General features: G+C 35.6%; 19 protein-coding genes. 9 read left to right on the top strand and 10 right to left on the bottom strand.

From position 1 onward, the window contains the following. Window positions 1-14 precede the first annotated feature (14 nt). Complete coding sequence (locus tag I6L50_RS20970) at window positions 15-719, top strand: nucleotidyltransferase domain-containing protein (protein ID WP_219302828.1); 705 nt, start codon at window positions 15-17, stop codon at window positions 717-719. 207 nt (window positions 720-926) lie between these two features. Further along, window positions 927-1,346, top strand: coding sequence for a VOC family protein (locus I6L50_RS20965; RefSeq protein ID WP_002066004.1), 420 nt, complete (start codon window positions 927-929; stop codon window positions 1,344-1,346). 500 nt (window positions 1,347-1,846) lie between these two features. Here I6L50_RS20965 and I6L50_RS20960 read toward each other — a convergent pair whose 3' ends face one another. The 3 genes from I6L50_RS20960 to I6L50_RS20950 all read right to left on the bottom strand — a co-directional run bounded on the left by I6L50_RS20960 (window position 1,847) and on the right by I6L50_RS20950 (window position 4,225). Next, complete coding sequence (locus I6L50_RS20960; protein WP_002147085.1) at window positions 1,847-2,305, bottom strand: SRPBCC domain-containing protein; 459 nt, start codon at window positions 2,303-2,305, stop codon at window positions 1,847-1,849. Window positions 2,306-2,375: 70 nt separating this feature from the next. Further along, a complete protein-coding gene (locus I6L50_RS20955) occupies window positions 2,376-3,350 on the bottom strand; it encodes a helix-turn-helix transcriptional regulator (protein ID WP_219302826.1) in 975 nt (324 codons plus the stop codon). A 272-nt stretch (window positions 3,351-3,622) separates the two neighbouring features. Beyond that, window positions 3,623-4,225, bottom strand: coding sequence for a hypothetical protein (locus I6L50_RS20950; protein ID WP_219302824.1), 603 nt, complete (start codon window positions 4,223-4,225; stop codon window positions 3,623-3,625). Between the two features lie 232 nt (window positions 4,226-4,457). On the opposite strand from I6L50_RS20950, the gene I6L50_RS20945 reads away from it, so the two are divergent. Beyond that, entirely contained in the window at window positions 4,458-5,234 is a 777-nt protein-coding gene (locus I6L50_RS20945; protein WP_219302822.1) for a class I SAM-dependent methyltransferase, read from the top strand. 166 nt (window positions 5,235-5,400) lie between these two features. On the opposite strand, the gene lsrF is transcribed toward I6L50_RS20945, so the two are convergent. The 4 genes from lsrF to I6L50_RS20925 are packed head-to-tail and all read right to left on the bottom strand — an operon-like array spanning window position 5,401 to window position 9,072. Beyond that, window positions 5,401-6,183, bottom strand: a complete 783-nt coding sequence (gene lsrF / locus I6L50_RS20940; RefSeq protein ID WP_003190261.1) for a 3-hydroxy-5-phosphonooxypentane-2,4-dione thiolase — start codon at window positions 6,181-6,183, stop codon at window positions 5,401-5,403. 6 nt (window positions 6,184-6,189) lie between these two features. Then, window positions 6,190-6,552 (bottom strand): cupin domain-containing protein, encoded by a 363-nt coding sequence (locus I6L50_RS20935; RefSeq protein WP_002147097.1) that lies wholly within the window; start codon window positions 6,550-6,552, stop codon window positions 6,190-6,192. A gap of 25 nt (window positions 6,553-6,577) precedes the next feature. After that, window positions 6,578-8,140 carry an autoinducer-2 kinase gene (lsrK, locus tag I6L50_RS20930; RefSeq protein ID WP_219302820.1) on the bottom strand — a complete coding sequence of 521 codons (1,563 nt, stop codon included), beginning with the start codon at window positions 8,138-8,140 and terminating at the stop codon, window positions 6,578-6,580. Further along, complete coding sequence (locus tag I6L50_RS20925) at window positions 8,140-9,072, bottom strand: sugar-binding transcriptional regulator (protein ID WP_219302818.1); 933 nt, start codon at window positions 9,070-9,072, stop codon at window positions 8,140-8,142. The genes lsrK and I6L50_RS20925 overlap by 1 nt, the downstream gene beginning before the upstream one ends. Window positions 9,073-9,268: 196 nt before the next feature. On the opposite strand from I6L50_RS20925, the gene I6L50_RS20920 reads away from it, so the two are divergent. Genes I6L50_RS20920 through lsrB form a run of 4 tightly spaced genes read left to right on the top strand, consistent with a single transcriptional unit; the run spans window position 9,269 to window position 13,762 of the window. After that, window positions 9,269-10,762: a sugar ABC transporter ATP-binding protein gene (locus tag I6L50_RS20920; RefSeq protein WP_219302816.1), complete on the top strand. Its 1,494-nt coding sequence runs from the start codon at window positions 9,269-9,271 to the stop codon at window positions 10,760-10,762. Beyond that, on the top strand, window positions 10,759-11,727 hold the full coding sequence (locus I6L50_RS20915; protein WP_113735809.1) for an ABC transporter permease subunit: 969 nt from the start codon (window positions 10,759-10,761) through the stop codon (window positions 11,725-11,727). The genes I6L50_RS20920 and I6L50_RS20915 overlap by 4 nt, the downstream gene beginning before the upstream one ends. Next, window positions 11,724-12,722, top strand: coding sequence for an ABC transporter permease (locus I6L50_RS20910; protein ID WP_219302814.1), 999 nt, complete (start codon window positions 11,724-11,726; stop codon window positions 12,720-12,722). The genes I6L50_RS20915 and I6L50_RS20910 overlap by 4 nt, the downstream gene beginning before the upstream one ends. Beyond that, on the top strand, window positions 12,719-13,762 hold the full coding sequence (lsrB, locus tag I6L50_RS20905) for an autoinducer 2 ABC transporter substrate-binding protein LsrB (protein ID WP_088039619.1): 1,044 nt from the start codon (window positions 12,719-12,721) through the stop codon (window positions 13,760-13,762). Before I6L50_RS20910 ends, lsrB begins: the two co-directional genes overlap by 4 nt. Before the next feature lie 63 nt (window positions 13,763-13,825). On the opposite strand, the gene I6L50_RS20900 is transcribed toward lsrB, so the two are convergent. Beyond that, a complete protein-coding gene (locus tag I6L50_RS20900; protein WP_113937557.1) occupies window positions 13,826-15,328 on the bottom strand; it encodes a malate:quinone oxidoreductase in 1,503 nt (500 codons plus the stop codon). A gap of 423 nt (window positions 15,329-15,751) precedes the next feature. On the opposite strand from I6L50_RS20900, the gene I6L50_RS20895 reads away from it, so the two are divergent. Together I6L50_RS20895 and I6L50_RS20890 are read left to right on the top strand one after the other, a co-directional pair. Then, on the top strand, window positions 15,752-16,798 hold the full coding sequence (locus I6L50_RS20895) for a DUF2332 domain-containing protein (RefSeq protein WP_219302812.1): 1,047 nt from the start codon (window positions 15,752-15,754) through the stop codon (window positions 16,796-16,798). Between the two features lie 110 nt (window positions 16,799-16,908). Continuing rightward, window positions 16,909-17,445: a DinB family protein gene (locus tag I6L50_RS20890; protein WP_219302810.1), complete on the top strand. Its 537-nt coding sequence runs from the start codon at window positions 16,909-16,911 to the stop codon at window positions 17,443-17,445. A gap of 263 nt (window positions 17,446-17,708) precedes the next feature. On the opposite strand, the gene I6L50_RS34975 is transcribed toward I6L50_RS20890, so the two are convergent. Continuing rightward, window positions 17,709-17,837 (bottom strand): Xaa-Pro dipeptidase, encoded by a 129-nt coding sequence (locus tag I6L50_RS34975; protein ID WP_088039615.1) that lies wholly within the window; start codon window positions 17,835-17,837, stop codon window positions 17,709-17,711. Further along, complete coding sequence (locus I6L50_RS20885; RefSeq protein ID WP_219302808.1) at window positions 17,818-18,300, bottom strand: hypothetical protein; 483 nt, start codon at window positions 18,298-18,300, stop codon at window positions 17,818-17,820. Before I6L50_RS20885 ends, I6L50_RS34975 begins: the two co-directional genes overlap by 20 nt. Window positions 18,301-18,325 lie beyond the last annotated feature (25 nt).

Here is an 18,325-nt window from a genome sequence, read left to right as displayed (position 1 = left end):
TTTGGAGGGTAAAAATGATAGAAAATCTTTCATTTATTACATATGAAAACCATAAAGAGTTAGTACATAAAATTCTAAATGAATATATAGCTAGGAATGAAGAGTGTGGATTAATGCTCATCGGATCTATAGCAAGAGGTGACGCATACCCCGAATCCGATTTAGATTTATACGTTCTTTTAGAGAATGGACAAAAGAAAGATTTTCATTCTGAAAAGAGAGAAGGTATTTTAATTGAATATAAGTATGCAGATTTTAATAGAATTCAATTAAACTTTAAAAATAATCCAATGGAATTATACTCTTTTCTAGAAGGAGAAATTTTATTTGATAGTAACGGTGAGTTGAAAAGGTTAAAGGAAATAGCTCAACATAAATATGAAAATTATTCTGTTTCTAGTGATAAAGTAAAAGGCATTTCTCATTGGTTACATAGTTCGCTTATTAAAATTCAGGCTGCTTTGAAAGCAAACGATGAGTTAAAAGCTTCATACATAGTTCACACATCAATGTGGACATTGCTAGAGGGAATATGGGCTATTAATAACAGACCAACACCTCCAGCTGGATCTGCTTTGAAATATATTGAAACATTATCTAAAGTACCGACGAATTTTGCAGGTTTTATAAATAAATTGTTTTTAGGTGATACGACAGAGCGTATCTCTTCAGCAGTTTTCTTGATTGAGTGGATTTTACTTAATTTGGAGAATAAATAATATGGCTATAACACTTGTCGATTTATATAGGTAAATCGATACTCCATGTCGAATTTTTCATATGATTGCATTCATTTCGAAAAACGTTCTAAGCTATAGGAAAAAGCATAAGACTATAAAAAAGTCTTAGACGGTATATCTTTCTTTACATATGTAAGTGTTATCAATATGAGTATATATACCCTCTGCTTAAAAGGAGATGAGTAAATGAAGTTAAATCATATGAATCTATGTGTTGATGATTTATCAGAAGCTAGACATTTCTTTGAAACATTTTTTGATTTTCAATTTTTGGAGCAAAAGGGAAAGGCACTTGTAGTAATGAGTGATGAGAGTGGATTTATACTTGTGCTAAGTGATCCAAAAGCATTTAAGGGGAATAAGGAAGTTATGTATCCTGAAGCTTTTCATATTGGTTTTTTAGTGGAAACTTCAAGTGAAGTTGATCAATCATATAATCGTTTAGTAGCTGGTGGCATTGAAATAGACAAGGAACCGTATTCAATGAGAGGTAGTAGTTATGGTTTTTATTTTACAATGTTTAATGGATTGTTAATTGAAGTATCTTGCCTTGACTATAGAGATGGTAAGAAAGTCTCAAAACTGAATGGCACTCATCAAGAATAATTCTTTGAAGGTGTATATATAGCCCCTTATCCAGTTTGGAAAGGGGCTTGTTATCATAATGCTCGTTATTCAAAAAGCTAAATTTAATCATTTGAACTACTCTCATTTAACAGGTTAACTAGCTGTTTTTTTAGTTAAGGTAAATAATAGGGGAAATATGGAGGTATCAATGTGTTGGCTTGAAATAAAGTTTAATCAAAAACACTCCACAAACCCATATTATATGGTAAATAAGAATAATCCATTTTGAAAAGAGATTAATTAAAATGGATTATTCTCTAGCAGTTTTCAGTTATGGTGTTATAAAAAAGTTTAATCATTTTCTCAAAGAAATCAGTTATATAGAAAAATTTTAGGTCACGGTTAAGTTTTTTAAGTCACATTTAAGTTATTTACTTCACAATCAGTGAGCTAGGCCCAAAAACATAATTCTTAAAATACAAATTCGTTCAGGAGCTGAAATCCAATATTTTCTTTCTGTTAAATCATTTATGATGGACCTATGAGATTTCACCAAAGTCTAGTGTACTTCCTGTTTCTACTAAAGTCTTTGTATTATTTAATATCATCCACCAGGCCTTGTTGCTGTTCTCATAATAAGGATCATCTTCTTTCCATTGGTCATGAATGAGTATTAATTTCGTGCATGATCCAATAGGCTTTAGAATATAAGAAATCCTTGACTCAAATGCACGATCATCTTTCATATAAGACTTTCCAGGATAGTGAGTAAATCGAAGTAACTGATTTGGTTCATATTCCAATACGTTTCCGTATACATGCACCGTTTCATTTCCATCTAATCCAGGACCTACATATTCCAAGAGATCGCCCACTTGAAATGTAGATCGAATGATGGACCCATAATAAATTTGTTTTGTACCCTCAGGAGAAATCAATGCCTTCCAAACTGCCTCTGGTGAGCCTGCAATATAAAATTCATACATCAAATTCTTCATGATTTTTATGCCTCCTAAAAATTTAATTCGCTACATGTACATTATAAAAAAACTTCACTGACAATTACGGTCAGTGAAGTGAAGGGTTTTTATAATGATTGAATAATTCAAAGCTGATAGTTGCTAATCTTTCTTGTAATAAAGTTGGTTCCAGAATGCTAATAGATTTACCATAAGGGAGAAGGAGGTAAGGTACAAAAGTATGAATAGACTCTATATCAACCTTAAAAAGGGCTTGATTGTTTTTTCGTTCTATTAAAGCATGGTTAAATAACCAATGCTGACATAAATCATCAAGCGCATGTGGCATGCCTTGGATACGGACAGAAATGAGTTCTTTAAGTTGGTTTGAATCAGGTAAAATGTCTTTTAGAAAGAAAGAACGCGCTGAAAATTCCAAGGGCCGATCAAATTTTTTATCTGTTCTGGATAATGTTTGAATACGATCGATTCGAAAACTTCGAATTTCTTTACGCAGATGGCAATAAGCTACTGTGTACCACTTGCCTTTCCAATAAACAAGACCATAAGGATCAATATGACGTGATTGAGGTTCGATTTCTCCACCCTTACGATAAACAATAAATAACCTATAACTTTCGGCAACAGAAATTTCTAAATCTTGAAGAATAGATTTCAAAGAGGGTTCGACAGTAGGATGGATGACTTCAAACCCTCTTAAATGACGATTGATATGATTCAATTGTTCCTCATTTGTATACATTTTCAATTTAAAAATTGATGTATCTAGTGCTTCACTAAAGGGATACCCTGCATCTATTGCAAATTTTGCAGCATGGACAAGCGCTTTCTGCTCATCCAAATTAAAAAACAAGGGTGCCTTTGTAAACTCATTCAGTAAACTGTACCCACCATTATGCCCTGCATCTGAAATAATTGGTACTCCACTTGCACACAGAGCATCAATATAGCGGTACACCGTACGAATACTGATTTCTAATTCCTCTGCTAATTCCTTAGCAGTCAATTGTTTTCTCGTTTTGAGGAGCCATAAAATAGAAAGCATGTTAACCATTTTAGACATAAATAGACATTCCTTTCGCAAAGATTCAAGATAAGCATTCTACATTAGTATAAAACATTCTGCTTCTCTATTAATCATATTCCAATTACACAATCTGGCCCTGTAGTGGAGTAACTTTATTACTACCCAATAGTTCCTTAATCAGCCTTTCAGTTCCGATCTTCTTTCCATTTTTCACTATAAATACACGCTTTTAGATAAATAGATTAAAAGGGATAAAATAACGCATCTTTTAGTCAGAAATCCGACTTATGAGACAGCTCATTTATTTATTAATCTAATTGAATTTCAAACTCAAGCATAGCTTGATCTTTCATAAATGGCATACTTTGCTCTTTAAATCGTAAGCTTATTCCAGACAAATTATCAGGAAGAGTAGGGGAAACTACAAATTGGTAGCTCACATGTCCATCTGTTCCAGTCCATCCTTCTGCCGAACAATCGTATGTATCACTTATCGATAATTCAACAAGGCTATGTGTATTTTTCTCGTTAAGTGTTTTGTTTTTCGAATCCCATTCTTTATATAAGTAAATTACACTAGCGTTAGAATATTGACGAATAAAGGTTACAGTATACACATCTTCTTTATGTTCATAAGTTTTTAAAACGGGTATATGTTTTTTAAACTTAGTCGGTTCGACGCGAGGTTTAAACTCATCTTCGTCCATCATAGATGAGAATAATGAATTTAAATAATCGGGATATAATCCGTTCTGCTTTGCCCAATTAGAAATGGCTTCATCTGGTGGGAAACCTGGATTCCCATTCGAAAGTTCTTTCCGTTCTTTTAATAAAGAGCAAATTTTTTCATCAATAGAAGATAAGTGTTCATCATAATGATCAGTAGGGCGTTCAAAAGGCATTCGTTGCATAATCATTCCTCTTTTCCTTTATTTTGTTTTCATATTTTATTATAACTGAAACAATTTTCGTTTTTGCAATATAATCAATTAATTTGAATATTTCGAAAAATAGGATGTTTATGTGTTAAAATAAATATAGAAAACCATTTATTAACTATCGGCAGGTTAATAGAAAAAGGGTGTAAATAGTTAATAATGTCACAATTAAAATGCAACTAGATAGTTAGGAGGAATCATTATAATGGATACTACACAACAAAACAGTAATGCATGGGATAAGAAGGTTGAAGAAGGTTCTAGATACACTCAACCTGTAAGTAGTGAGGTTATTGAAAAAAGTAAATCAGGTGAATGGGAAATCACAGTCACCACAGAAAAATCAGTTCCTAGAGATTGGTTTCCAAAGTCATTAGAGGGATTAAAGATACTTTGTTTAGCATCAGGTGGAGGGCAACAAGCACCAGTACTGGCTGCTGCTGGAGCAGATGTAACAGTTACTGATATATCTAAGAAGCAATTGGAACAAGATGAAATGGTAGCGGAACGGGATGGATTAACTTTAAAAACAGTACAAGGAGATATGTCAGACCTTAGTGATTTTGAAGATGAATATTTTGATATTGTCGTAAATCCTGTTTCTAATTTGTTTGTAAAAGATGTTCATCTTGTATGGAATGAGATTTCAAGGGTTTTAAAGAATAAAGGTATTCTTATTTCTGGATTTACAAATCCTTTACTATGGATTTTTGATGACAACCAAGAACAAAAAGGTATTTTGGATGTTAAACATTCAATACCTTCATCAACATTGGATTATTTACCAGAGGATGAAGTTCAAGATTATATAAATCAAACAATAGAATACGCACATACTCTAGAAGATCAAATCCAAGGTCAAGTTGAAGCTGGTTTTGTTATAACGGGTTTTTACGAGGATGATTTTGGTGGAACAAGGATATTAGATAAGCATATTAAAACTTTTATTGCTACAAAAGCTATAAAGTTAAAGGTTGATTAAAATTTTTGGCTCGTTAGTCGAAGAAGGAAACTTGAAAACAATAAAAGTTCAATGTATGTCAAAAAGGATGGCAAGTGCCATCCTTTTCCTTGTGTAGTTTGAGTGTCAAAACAAGTTTTACTCCTCTTAACTGAACCCGTTATAATAAATAGTCCATCTTTTCACCTTAATTTTTCACATCATTATATAGTTCCAGCGCCTCTTTCACATTCAATCTATTTTTAACAATGCCATGTATTGCTTGAATCATCGCAGCCGGATGTTCGGACTGCCATATGTTTCGGCCCATGTCTACTCCGATTGCACCTTCTTGCAGCGCGTTGTACGTAATGTTTAATGCGTCTTCGATTGAATCTAGTTTTGGGCCGCCCGCGATTACGACTGGAGCAGGGCATGTGCTTGTGATTTTTTCGAATCCTTCGCAGTAGTACGTTTTAATAATATCAGCTCCCATTTCAACACATACGCGGGAGGCGAGTGCCAAAAAGCGAGCTTCACGTTTTTGTAGTTCTTTCGCAACGGCGGTAATACCGAGTACTGGCAGGCCGTAATCGTGAGCTTCAGAGACTACGTTTGCGAGATTTGAAACAGTTTGTGTTTCATAGTCTGATCCAACAAAGACAGAAACGCCGACGCCAATTGCGTTTTGTTTTACTGCTTCTTTCACCGGTGTAACAATTGTTTCATTCGCTAAATCTTTGCCTACTACAGTTGCCCCGCCTGATACACGCATAACCATCGGTGTGTTGCAGTTTTCAGGTATACAGGAACTTAATACGCCTCGTGTTAAAAAGAGGGAATCAGTATATGGAAGCAAGTTTTTAACTGTTTCTAACGGTTGTTCAAGTCCGTGAATTGGCCCTAAAAAGTAACCGTGATCTATCGCTAGCATAACCGCTCTGCCATCAGGTAAAATTGTATTTAATCGATTTTTAAATCCCCAAGTCATTAGGAATCACTCCTTCGTTAATGTTGGATTTTCAGTTTGCACTGTATCTTTATTTGGTAAATGTGGTGACTTTATAAAAACAGCTTTAAAAGGCTTATCGGAATGGTTAATAAGATAGTGAGATTCATGAGGGCGAACTTGCAAGACATCTCCTTGTTTTATTGGAATTCTTTCGTTATTTACATAGAAATCTATTTCGCCTTCTAACGCATAGAAGACTTCTTCGCACGTTGTATGATAGTGATTTTGAAACTCTTGTCCAGGCTGAATAACGACTAGGCCAAGATCGATATTTGGACCTTGTATTAAATATTTAGGCCCGTTATCACCGAAGCGATAGGTGAAATCATCTTCATTCACTTTAAGCATAGAAATCACTCCTTTATGTAATGTGTTACAGCGCACCTGGCGCAATCCACATATGTGAGGTGAGCCCTTTATCGGCTAAAGCGAGCTGACTGTCATATACGGTTTTCCATGTTTCATAGAACTCCTTATAGAGTTCATGATTTTCAGTGACTGGCTCGAATGTGTTTTCCCACTGTACAAACTGTTTGGCAGTCTCTGCCATAGATGAATATATTCCAGCGCCAACACCAGCAGCAATTGCAGTTCCTAAAGCAGCTGCTTCTTTCACAACGGGTACTTTTACAGGAATGCCGAGTACGTCTGATAGAATTTGAGGCCATAGTTTTCCTTTAGCACCACCGCCAGCAAAAACAACTTCAGAAGGGAATGTACCTGTGAGATTTTCAATTCGTTTTAAGTTTCCAAGTGTAACGAAGGCGGCATTTTCTTCAATAGCGCGGAACATTTCTTTCTTCCCACATTTGTCAGCATCTAAGCTTAAATTTAAAAAAGAAGGTGCGGCATGACGCCAAGAGATATAGTTCATGACGTTTGAGAAAGTAGGGATAATGCCATGTGAGCCGACAGGTACGTCTTTCGCTTGTTCTTCTAACAATTCATATGCATCTACACCGAGTTTTTCAGCGAGTTTCTTTTCTTCTTGGCAAAAAGCATCTCGAAACCAGCGCATAACGAGGCCTGGGAAAAAGGCGATCGTTTCATATTGCCAAAGTTTAGGAACGACATGGCAATTTACGCGAATCGCAGCATGCGGATCCGTTATTGGTTCAGTAATGTTAACTTCTTGCTGCCAAAAGCTACCCCCGCATATTAATGTTTGATTTTGCTTAACAACTCCAGTTCCGAGTGATGCCATTTGTGCATCTCCGCCGCCAGCAACGACAGGAGTTCCTTCATGTAATCCTGTTAATTCAGCACTTCGTTTTGTGACATTCCCAATAGTTGTACCAGCTTCATTTACTTTTGGAGAAAAGGCTAGAGTAAGACCGCATTGCTCAGCGATGGAGTTATCCCAAGCTCTATTTTGTAAATCGAATATACCGGACGTACATCCATTTGAAGAATCAATTTGCAGTACGCCGCACAATTTATATAAAATCCAATCGTTTAACATCGTAAAGGAATGAATGTTTTTGTACACGTCTGGTTCATGTTTTTTAATCCAAAGTAAGCGAGGTAAAGCACCTAACGAAAAAGTTTGACCGGATTTTCTATATAAATCTTCTTCAATTTCGGAACGTATTTGTTTTAGTTCACTAACTTCCGCTGATGCGCGGCCATCAACATTTGCACAAGCCCATATTTCTTGCCCGTTTTTATCGTATAAAACAAAGCCTTCGCGCATGCTCGTTGCACTTATGCCTTTAATAGAATAGGGGGACGTATTACTTTTTTGCAGCATATCCTTTGTACATTCTTGGACGAGCTGCCAATTTTCTTTTACATCAAAATTCATAGAACCGGGATAACGACTATCGGATTTATGAATCCATTCTTTTTGACTGACTGCAAGTTGATTACCGTTTAAATCAAAAAGGACTGCTCGAATACTTCCTGTACCAGCATCGTAAGCTAATAGAGTAGACATTAAGAGTCACCTTCCTTTCTTAATAAGGAGAGAGCAGTTTCTTCATCGGTAATTAATGTATGAATGAATTTTCCTTTTAAGGCGCCGAAAATTGCGTCTAACTTTTCAGTGCTGCCAGCTACACCAACGACATGTTTCATACTTTGAAGAACAGAGAGTGGTGTGCCGATAAGACGGTTATGATGGGGAAGCTCTAATTGTTTTCCATCAGTATTATAAAATTGACCTAAAATATCTCCGGCTCCGTTCTGACTACGTATATATGTCATTTCATGTAGCGTTAATTTTTCTTCTTTTACAATTGTGGCATCTTGAGATAAACCTCCAATGCCGACTACTGCTGTATGAGCAAGTGAAGCGACGTGAAGCATATCTTTCACGCTCGGTTCTGATAGAATACTTTGTGCCATTTGGGTTGTGGATGCTAGAAAAGGGGTAGGAATGATGTGAAGATCGCCTTGCATGTAGTTCAAGTAGTTTTGTTTTCTCGGAATATAATGGTTAACACCACCTGTAAGGGTAACGATTGAAAGATTCATAGAAGTTTCAAAATGAATGTTTTCTAGCATTTTACTTATCGTTTCGCCCCAGCCAATCCCAAGTAAATTGCCTTGTTGCAATTGAGTTTCTAAATATTGTGCGGCAGCTTTTCCGAGTGAAAATGCATAATCCTCAGTTGGCGTTGGAATAACGAAAGCATCTTTTAGATGGAATTTTTTTATAAGGTCACGTTCGATGCTTAAACAGTGTAAACCAGTACCTTTTATGTGAAATGTGACGACACCTTCCGTCCGTGCTTTATCTAACAACCGAACGACTTTATTTCTTGAAATGTGAAGAAGTGAAGCAATTTCTTGCTGGGTTAATTGATCTTTATAATAGTACCAAGCTACTTTTGTTAACAGATTGTCTTCAAAGCTCAGCTGTGACATGCTCTTCATCCCTTTCAACAATTGACCACTGCTTAAACATATGTGCTCGTTATTTTGTTTATTCCAGTTGAAGCGATAAATAGTCCAGTGAAAAAGTGTTCTAGATATGAAAAAAGAAATATACAATGCTACAAAACAAGTAGAACAAAAAATCATTTTCTCAAAAAATGTTCTGCATAAAGGCAGGTGACAACATGTGGAGAACGTGCCCTTATTACAAGTTACAAAGATGAGTAAATCATTTGCAAATCAACTCGTATTAAAAGAAGTCAATCTACAATTAGAGCGTGGAGACGTATATGCTTTAGTCGGTGGAAATGGTGCCGGGAAATCAACATTAATGAAAATATTAACGGGTTTGCATTCATTCGATTCAGGTGAGATGTTTGTGAAAGGGGAAGTAAAACAGTTTTCAAACACAGCAGAGGCGCATCAACATGGTATTTACTTAATACCACAAGAGCCGCTCATCTTTCCTCATATGACAATTGAAGAGAACATTTGTATCGGAATGAAAGCGAACAAGAAAGAACTGCGAAATAAAATTAATAAGTTGCTAGAGGAATTAGGGTGGAACATTCAACTTCATGAGCTAGGGTTATCGTTATCCATTGCCCAGCAACAATTAGTAGAAATATTGAGAGGATTAATAAGGGAAGCTGAGATTCTTATTTTAGATGAGCCAACATCGACATTAACAACTCACGAAATTAAGAGTCTTTTTGTATTGATAAAAAGTTTAAGAGAAAAAGGAATTGGCATGATATATATTACGCATCGTTTTCCAGAAATCTTTGAAATTGCAAATAAAGTAGCGATTTTGCGTGATGGTATGATTGTTAGTCAGGGAAATGTATCGAGTTATACATATGACTTGCTAATGGAGGGGTTATTGCCGAAAGGTTATAGACTTGAGGAGAAGAAAGAAATTGCACATAAAGAAATAGAGCCTTCGGAAATAATATTAGATGTCACGAATGCGTCAAGCTATGCGTTTCAAAATGTATCATTTACTGTACACGCTGGAGAAGTTGTTGGGATTGCTGGGATCGTTGGATCAGGTAGGACTGAACTAGCTGAATCTTTATGTGGATTAAAGCCTTTGAAATCAGGTTCTGTTTTATTAGATGGGAAATCCATTACAAAGTATTCGGTACATAAGCGAATAAAGGAAGGTATGGTGTATGTACCGGAGGACCGGGTAGGGAATGGTATTTTTTCAATTGCGTCTGTTAAGGAAAATATAACATCTGCATCTTTAAACAGTATGAGTAGCTTCTTTTTAAATAACAAAAAAGAAAGCGCTTTATCAGAATTGTATATAAAACAGTTTAGAATTGTTGTCCCTCATATGAATGAGAAAATGACGTCTTTATCAGGTGGGAACCAACAGAAGGTCGTGCTAGCGAAATATCTTGCATGTAATCCGAAAGTGATTATTCTTGATGAACCGACCCGTGGTATTGATGCGAAAGCAAGATTAGAAGTATACGAAACGATACAAAATTTGAAGAGAAAGGGACTTGCGCTCATATTAATTTCTTCAGATATGGAAGAAATCGCTCAATTAGCGAATCGTGTTTATGTGATGAGAAACGGAGCATTCGTCTCTCATTTGGAGAAGAAGGAAATTTGTATTGATGAAGTTACACGCCTTGCGTACGGAGGAAATGGAGGTGTAACCGAGTGAACCGTTTATTTAAAATGCATGAGACGTCTATTATTATTTTATTACTTCTTTACATAGCCTTCGTTGGAGTGATGAATCCTAGTTTTGTTCAGTTTAGCTCTTTATCTTTAATTATGAAATCAAGCGTTATTTTAGTTATTTTGGCAATTGGTCAATCTTTCGTATTGTTTACGAAAAATATAGATGTATCAGTAGGATCTATTATGGGATTAAGCGCTGCGGTTTGCGGGATGTTGTTAACAGATGGATACAGTGCCTTTATTTCAATATTTGCGGCAATTATACTTGGTGCTCTTATTGGTATGGTAAACGGAATTGGCGTTACGAAATTTCGAGTGCCAGCTATCATTATGACATTAGGAATGCTCGGTATTATTAGAGGTGCAATGTTACTATTCACGGGCGGAAAGTGGATTGAAGATATTCCGAATGAGTATAAACAAATTTCTTCTATTATGATGTTAGGCATTCCGGTAACGGTATGGACCGTTCTTATCATATTACTACTACTATATTTCTTTTTAATGAAAGTACAAATTGGAAGATATTTTTATGCGGTCGGTGATAATGAAGATGGTGCAAGGCTTATTGGAATACATGTAGATAAAGTGAAAATATACGCGTTTATCATATCAGGCATAAGCGCTGGGCTCGCTGGATGTATATTCGTAATGAATATTGGATTCGTTCCAAATCAAACAGGTACAGGGATAGAATTGCAAGTTATCGCCGCTGCTGTTTTAGGTGGTATACATTTAAAAGGAGGAACAGGTTCTATATTTGGAGCGGCATTAGGTGCATTTTTTTTAGAAGTGATAAGCAGTTCACTCGTCTTTTTAAAAATACCTGCATTTTGGAATAGTGCTATTTCAGGATTTTTACTTTTACTCATCATCATATTAGATAGTGTCTTAAAAAAATGGAAGAAACTCCGGCAACTAGAAGAAAGAAGGGTGAATCTATGAGGGGAATACGTAGCTTGTATAGATGGGAAGGGGTTCTTCTCATATTGCTTCTCGTAGAACTCATTCTCTTTAGTTTCATAAATAGTGATTTCTTAAACATTAGTAACCTCCTTTTTAGTATGAACGATTTCCTCATTATTTCAATCGCGGCTATTCCGATGACATTTGTCATTGTAACTGGTGGAATTGATGTATCAGTAGGATCTATTATGGGGCTTACTTCGATTCTTATCGGAGCACTTTGGATGAATGGCATGCCTATACTGTTGGCCGTTATCATTGCGCTCGTAATAAGTTGCATAGCGGGCGGATTAAATGGACTTATTATAAAAATGACAGATGTAGAACCTCTTGTCGTTACACTTGGAACGATGTTTTTATATGCAGGAATCGCCCTTGTTATTTCAGGTGGTTCGGGTGCAGCGGGCTATGAAGGAATAAGTGGTTTACCAGATTCGTATGTGCAAATGGCAAATGGTAGTTTTATCGGTATACCTAATCTATTATGGCTCCTTGTCATTTTAACGATAGTATTTACGATATTGTTTCACCGTACAACATATGGTCGCTACACAAAATTAACTGGCGCAAATGAAAGTACGGCGAGATATTCCGGCATTCGAACGAAGAAAGTAGTGATTATTGCTTACGTACTTTCTGGGTTAGGAGGTGGATTAGGAGGAGCTTTCTTAACAGCGTATTTCGGTTCAGCTCGTGCAGATATTGGAAGTGAAACGATTTTGCCAGTAATTACGGCAGTTGTATTAGGCGGCACACTTATTACAGGCGGAAAAGGGAGTATTATTGGGACAGTACTAGCGAGTATTTTTATAGGACTTATGCAGTACGGTTTGCAAATGACGGGCTTAACGAATGAACAATCTAATGTAGTAATAGGTATTATCCTTATTGTTTCTGTTATTATGAGACATTTCAAATTACAACGATTCACTACGGGGAAAAGAAGGAATTTGCATAAGGGGGAAATGTCATGAAGAGAAAACTGGGGATTGTTATTATTATGTGTATTTGTTTAATCGGTTTAATTGCTTGTTCTAGCCAAACAGCGGATAAGAAAAAAGCAGATGATGTGAAATTTGCATTCATTCCGAAATTAACGGGAGTTGGCTTCTTTACATCAGGCGGTGAAGGTGCAAAAGAGATGGGAGATAAGTTAGGTGTACAAGTGAAATATGATGGACCTTCTGAAGCGAGCGTATCAGGGCAAGTAAAGTATATAAACAATTTTATTAATCAAAACTACGATGCAATTATGGTTTCATCTACGTCAGTTGATGGTCTCTCGCAATCATTACAACGTGCAAAGAAAAAGGGGATGACCGTATTAACGTGGGATTCTGATGTGAATCCGAAAGACCGTTCGTTTTATATTAGCCAAGGTACACCAGACCAACTTGCAAACTTATTAATTGAAATGACTTCCAAGCAAATTGGAGATAAAGGGAAAGTAGCATTCTTTTATTCTAGCCCAACAGTAACAGATCAAAACCAATGGGTAACGAAAGCGAAAGAAATTATTAAAAAGAAATATCCGAACTGGGAAATTGTAACGACGCAGTACGGTGAAAATAATGCACAAAAGTCTTTATCAGTTGGAGAGAACATTTTAAAAACATATCCAGATATTAACGCAGTAATATGTCCAGATGCAACAGCACTACCAGCAATGGCGCAAGCAGCTGAGAATTTGAAAATGGATAAGAAAGTAGTCGTAACGGGATTTTCAACGCCGAACGTTATGCGTGATTATGTAAAACGAGGAACAGTACAACAATTTGGATTATGGGATGTAAAACAACAAGGTGCCCTCGCAACGTATGTTGCAAATGAAATTGTTGTAAAAGGGAAGAAGTTAAAAGTCGGGGATAGCTTTGAAGTAAAAGGAATCGGAAAAGTGAAAGTAGAGCCGAACTCTATTCAAGGGTATGACTATGAGGCAGAAGGAAATGGTATTATCGTATTACCTGAACGAGTTGTATTTACGAAGGATAATATTGATAAGTATACTTTCTAGTAGAAAATAAAAACGTCCGAATATATCGGACGTTTTTATTATGTCGTTTTTTTAATCTATTCATTAATTGTGAACAGCTTCTTTTTCATTTAACCCAAGTGTGCGTCCTGTTGAAGCGTGAAGCTCTTGGAACAGTCTTGGATTTTCCGTAAGTGACACGCCGTAAGAAGGGACCATTTCTTTTATCTTTGGCTCCCATTCTAGTATACGTTCTGGGAAGCATTTTTCTAATACTTCAAGCATAACGTGAACCGCAGTAGAAGCACCTGGAGAAGCACCAAGTAACGCAGCGATTGATCCGTCATTTGCACTAACAACTTCTGTACCAAATTGAAGTGTTCCTTTACCACCTGCATCAGTATCTTTAATTACCTGCACACGTTGTCCAGCAACGACAGTATCCCAATCTTCACTTTTAGCGTTCGGAATAAACTCACGTAATTCTTCCATACGCTTTTCGTGTGATAACATAACTTGTTGGATTAAGTATTTTGTTAATCCCATTTCTTTTACACCGGCTGCTAACATCGTTAAGACGTTATTCGGTTTTACAGAACCAATTAAATCAAGGTTTGAGCCAGTTTTTAAGAATTTAGGTGAGAAGCCTGCAAATGGTCCAAACAGTAAAGCTTTTTTGTTGTCTATATATCTCGTATCAAGGTGAGGTACAGACATTGGCGGAGCACCAACTTTAGCTTTTCCGTATACTTTTGCATGATGCTGCTCTACAACTTTTGGGTTTTTACATACCATAAATAGTCCACTTACTGGGAATCCTCCAATATGTTTTGACTCAGGAATACCAGTCTTTTGAAGTAGAGGTAGACTACCGCCACCGCCGCCGATAAAGACGAATTTCGCAGTATGATGTTCGATTTTGCCACTATTCATATCGTGAACTTTTACTTCCCACAAACCATTCTTCGTGCGTTTAATATTTTCAACACTATGTTTGTAGTTTAGCTCAACATTTTTAGTTTTTAAGTAATCAAATAACATGCGCGTTAACGCACCGAAGTTAACATCTGTTCCAGAGTCAATTTTCGTTGCAGCCATTGGTTCATTAGAGTTACGGCCTTCCATAATGAGTGGAAGCCATTTTTTTAATGTGTCAGGAGCATCAGAAAATTCCATTCCTTGGAATAGAGCGTTTTTTGAAAGCGCTTCAAAACGATTTTTTAGAAACTCTACATTTTTTTCCCCTTGCACCAAACTCATATGAGGTAGTGGCATAATAAAATCTTGTGGATTACGAATTAAGTTTTTCTTAACAAGATACGCCCAAAATTGTCTTGAGAGTTGAAATTGCTCATTTACTTTTACAGCTTTACCAATATCTATAGACCCGTCAGATTTTTCGGATGTATAGTTAAGCTCACATAGCGCAGAATGTCCTGTACCAGCATTATTCCATTCGTTAGAACTTTCTTCTCCGGCATTTGTGAGTTTTTCAAATACTTTAATTTCCCATTCAGGTGCCAATTCTTTAAGTAATGATCCTAACGTTGCGCTCATAATTCCAGCGCCAATTAAGATAACGTCTGTTTTTTGCTGCATGTTGCTCATGATAATCTCTCCATCCCCTATATTGGCAAAAAAGAGTAGGTGTTTTTATATCTAAGCCGTAAAAAGAAAACACCGCCTAGGCCCCACCTAGGTATTTACCTTTTTTGTCTCAATTATATAACCATCTCATACTCTATTATAATAATTAATAGACTAAAATATCTAGTGTTATCTGATAATTTTAAACTATTTAACGCTTTATTTTGTAGAATTCTTCTGCCATAAGGGTAAAAAGCATTGTAGTAAAGCGGAATTTGGAGAAGAATTCCAGTTTGATGTTATCTCAAAAAAACTTACTAATACTTTTATTTTTAAGTTTTAATCTTTGGAAATTTGTAAAAATCTGTTTTTATTACATCTTATTTGAAAAAAATAACAAATGAATGATAAGATTATTCTGAAAATAATTAAGGAGGAATACCAATGCTTACAAAAGAACAAGTCGCAAACTTATTTCGAAACTTTTCTGTGAATGAATGTAAAGGATCTAGTGACTTATACGAATATTTATCAATAAAAATTTCTGAAGATGAGGAAGTTCTTACGTTAGCTTCCTACGCACAACCTGGTCAACCAGTCCCAAACTTATTATTAGGTGCAGTCCATTATTTATTGTTAAAAGGAAAAGAGCACAGTTTAAAAAACTATTATCAAAGTTTAGTTGAAAATGCTGATATAAATTTTGAAAATGCCTTTTACCAATTTAAAGATTTTTGCCATGTATATCGAGAAGAAGTTATCTCTTTATTACAAACGAAACTTGTTCAAACGAATGAAGTAAGACGATGTGCCTATTTATATCCAAGTTTCTGTTACATATTTAATAAAGTGAACAAGCCATTGGCGTTAATAGAAATTGGTACAAGTGCGGGATTACAACTATTTTGGGATCAATATCGTTATTCATATGGAACGGAAGAAGTGTATGGAAATACACAATCGAATGTTCATTTACAATCAGAAATAAAAGGGGAGAAGAAGCCCTCCTTTTTAAAACAAAGTCCACCTGTTATGGAAAGAATCGGACTAGATTTACATGTGAATAATTTAAATGATGAAGAAGATTATTTATGGTTACGCGCGCTTATTTGGCCAGAACATAAAGAAAGACTTGAACTATTCGATCAAGCAGCAACGCTTGTAAAAGAAAAATCAGTACAATTAATTGAAGGGGACGGTGTAGCACTTCTTCCAGCCATTGCGAATCAAATAAGGGAAGATGCTGTAATCTGCATTTTCCATACACACGTCGCAAATCAAATACCTGAAAATGTAAAACATACGCTAGAAAAACAAATTAAAGAAATTGGTGCAAAACGTGATGTATTCCACCTATATAACAACATGTGGGACCGGGACCTTCATATTGATTATTATATTAACGGAAACGAATATTGTGAAACGGTTGGGGAAACGGAAGGGCATGGAGGGTGGTTTAGTTGGAAGCTGGGGGATAAGCCGCTTTGTTAATGTAATCCTATAGGATGGGGACCTTTTGTTTTAAAATTAATTTTTTTGATTAATATGATAATAATTTATGATAAGTTGTATATAAGGATAAAATAAAAAGGATGATAAGCATGCAAAAGAGACCAGAAGCAAATGAATATAACCCGTATTATTCAACGTACATAAACTTAATACCAGATGGAGATATCATACATATTTTAGAGCAACAAATGAAGGAAACGAATCTTTTATTGAAGGATATTTCTGATAGTGAGGGACATTTTAGATATGCTCCTAATAAATGGAGTATAAAAGAAGTAATCGGTCATATTGCGGATACTGAACGTATTATGGCGTATCGATTGCTTTCCATAGCAAGAGGCGAGACAGCAGAACTTCCTGGATATAACGATGATATGTATGTTCTTAGAGCAGCTTTTGATAAGCAATCTATGCAAGATCTTCTTGAGAATTTAACAGTTGTTCGCCAATCTACTATGCATTTGCTTAAAAGTTTAGATAAAGAAGCTTGGTTACAAAGGGGAATTGCGAACAATTCTGAAATCACGGTTCTTGCATTAGCAAACATAATTGCTGGTCATGAGCTTCATCATCGTCAACTTATAAAAGAACGTTATTTGGGTTCTAAGACATATCCAACATGTTAAAATATGAAAATAAAAAGAGAATGATTCATAGGGGATTTTTGAATTATTCTCTTTTTATTTTTCTGCGTATCAGTGGAATTATAAATATTTTTTTACAAGGTCTATTCCTTCTCGTTGATGCTAATAGGGGGCACTATACATGCCCATCAAGCTAAGAGTGGCTATTGGGGTTTGTGTAGCAATGAAACCAAATCACGCAATAAGCATTAACGAACATTAGAAATAGTAAAAATGCCACTTTTTCCTGTTAAAACGGGGTGATTTTAAATTTCAAATTCTTCTTTTACAACAGTCGCTAGTCCATCAATTGATTTACGTAAATTTGTTTCCCCTTGTGCAAGATATACTTTTTTTATTGTGATTTCTGACGGCTTATTTATTAGTAAATTCATCAGGAGTCCAAGTAGCGATTTCATTTCCAGGTGCAGCAACTACAAGCCAATCCTCAAATTGGACCCCAGCTTGCCAGCATTCATAATAGTCATGAAAACCATTTACAAACATGATTTGCCCATTTTCAAATGTAATAATTAAATGCGGAGTTGCCTTACCTAATTGTATGTCTGTAACTTTTTTTCTTCTCATTTCAAATATTCTCTTATATTCTTCTTCCTCAGTATAATCGTCAAATTCATCCTCATTAGATGGATATTTTTCAGGTGGAGTATTAAATAAACACCATTTCGATTCAATGTTGACATGTAATTGTCCATCATAATCCACTGCAGCTTCAAAATCTGTAAAAAGAATCTTTATAGTTGCTGAAGAAATATCAAATTGAACCCCATCAACTTTCGCTCCTATAAAGAGTTGTTTTAATACCTTTTCAGCATAAATTTTGTCTTCTTTGTTCATTATACGAATCCTCCTTTCTGTAAAA

This window comes from Bacillus sp. FDAARGOS_1420, from assembly GCF_019344915.1.
Lineage (GTDB): Bacteria > Bacillota > Bacilli > Bacillales > Bacillaceae_G > Bacillus_A > Bacillus_A mycoides.
Note: the sequence above shows the minus strand (reverse complement) of the source record. Positions and strands in the feature narration are given on the sequence as shown.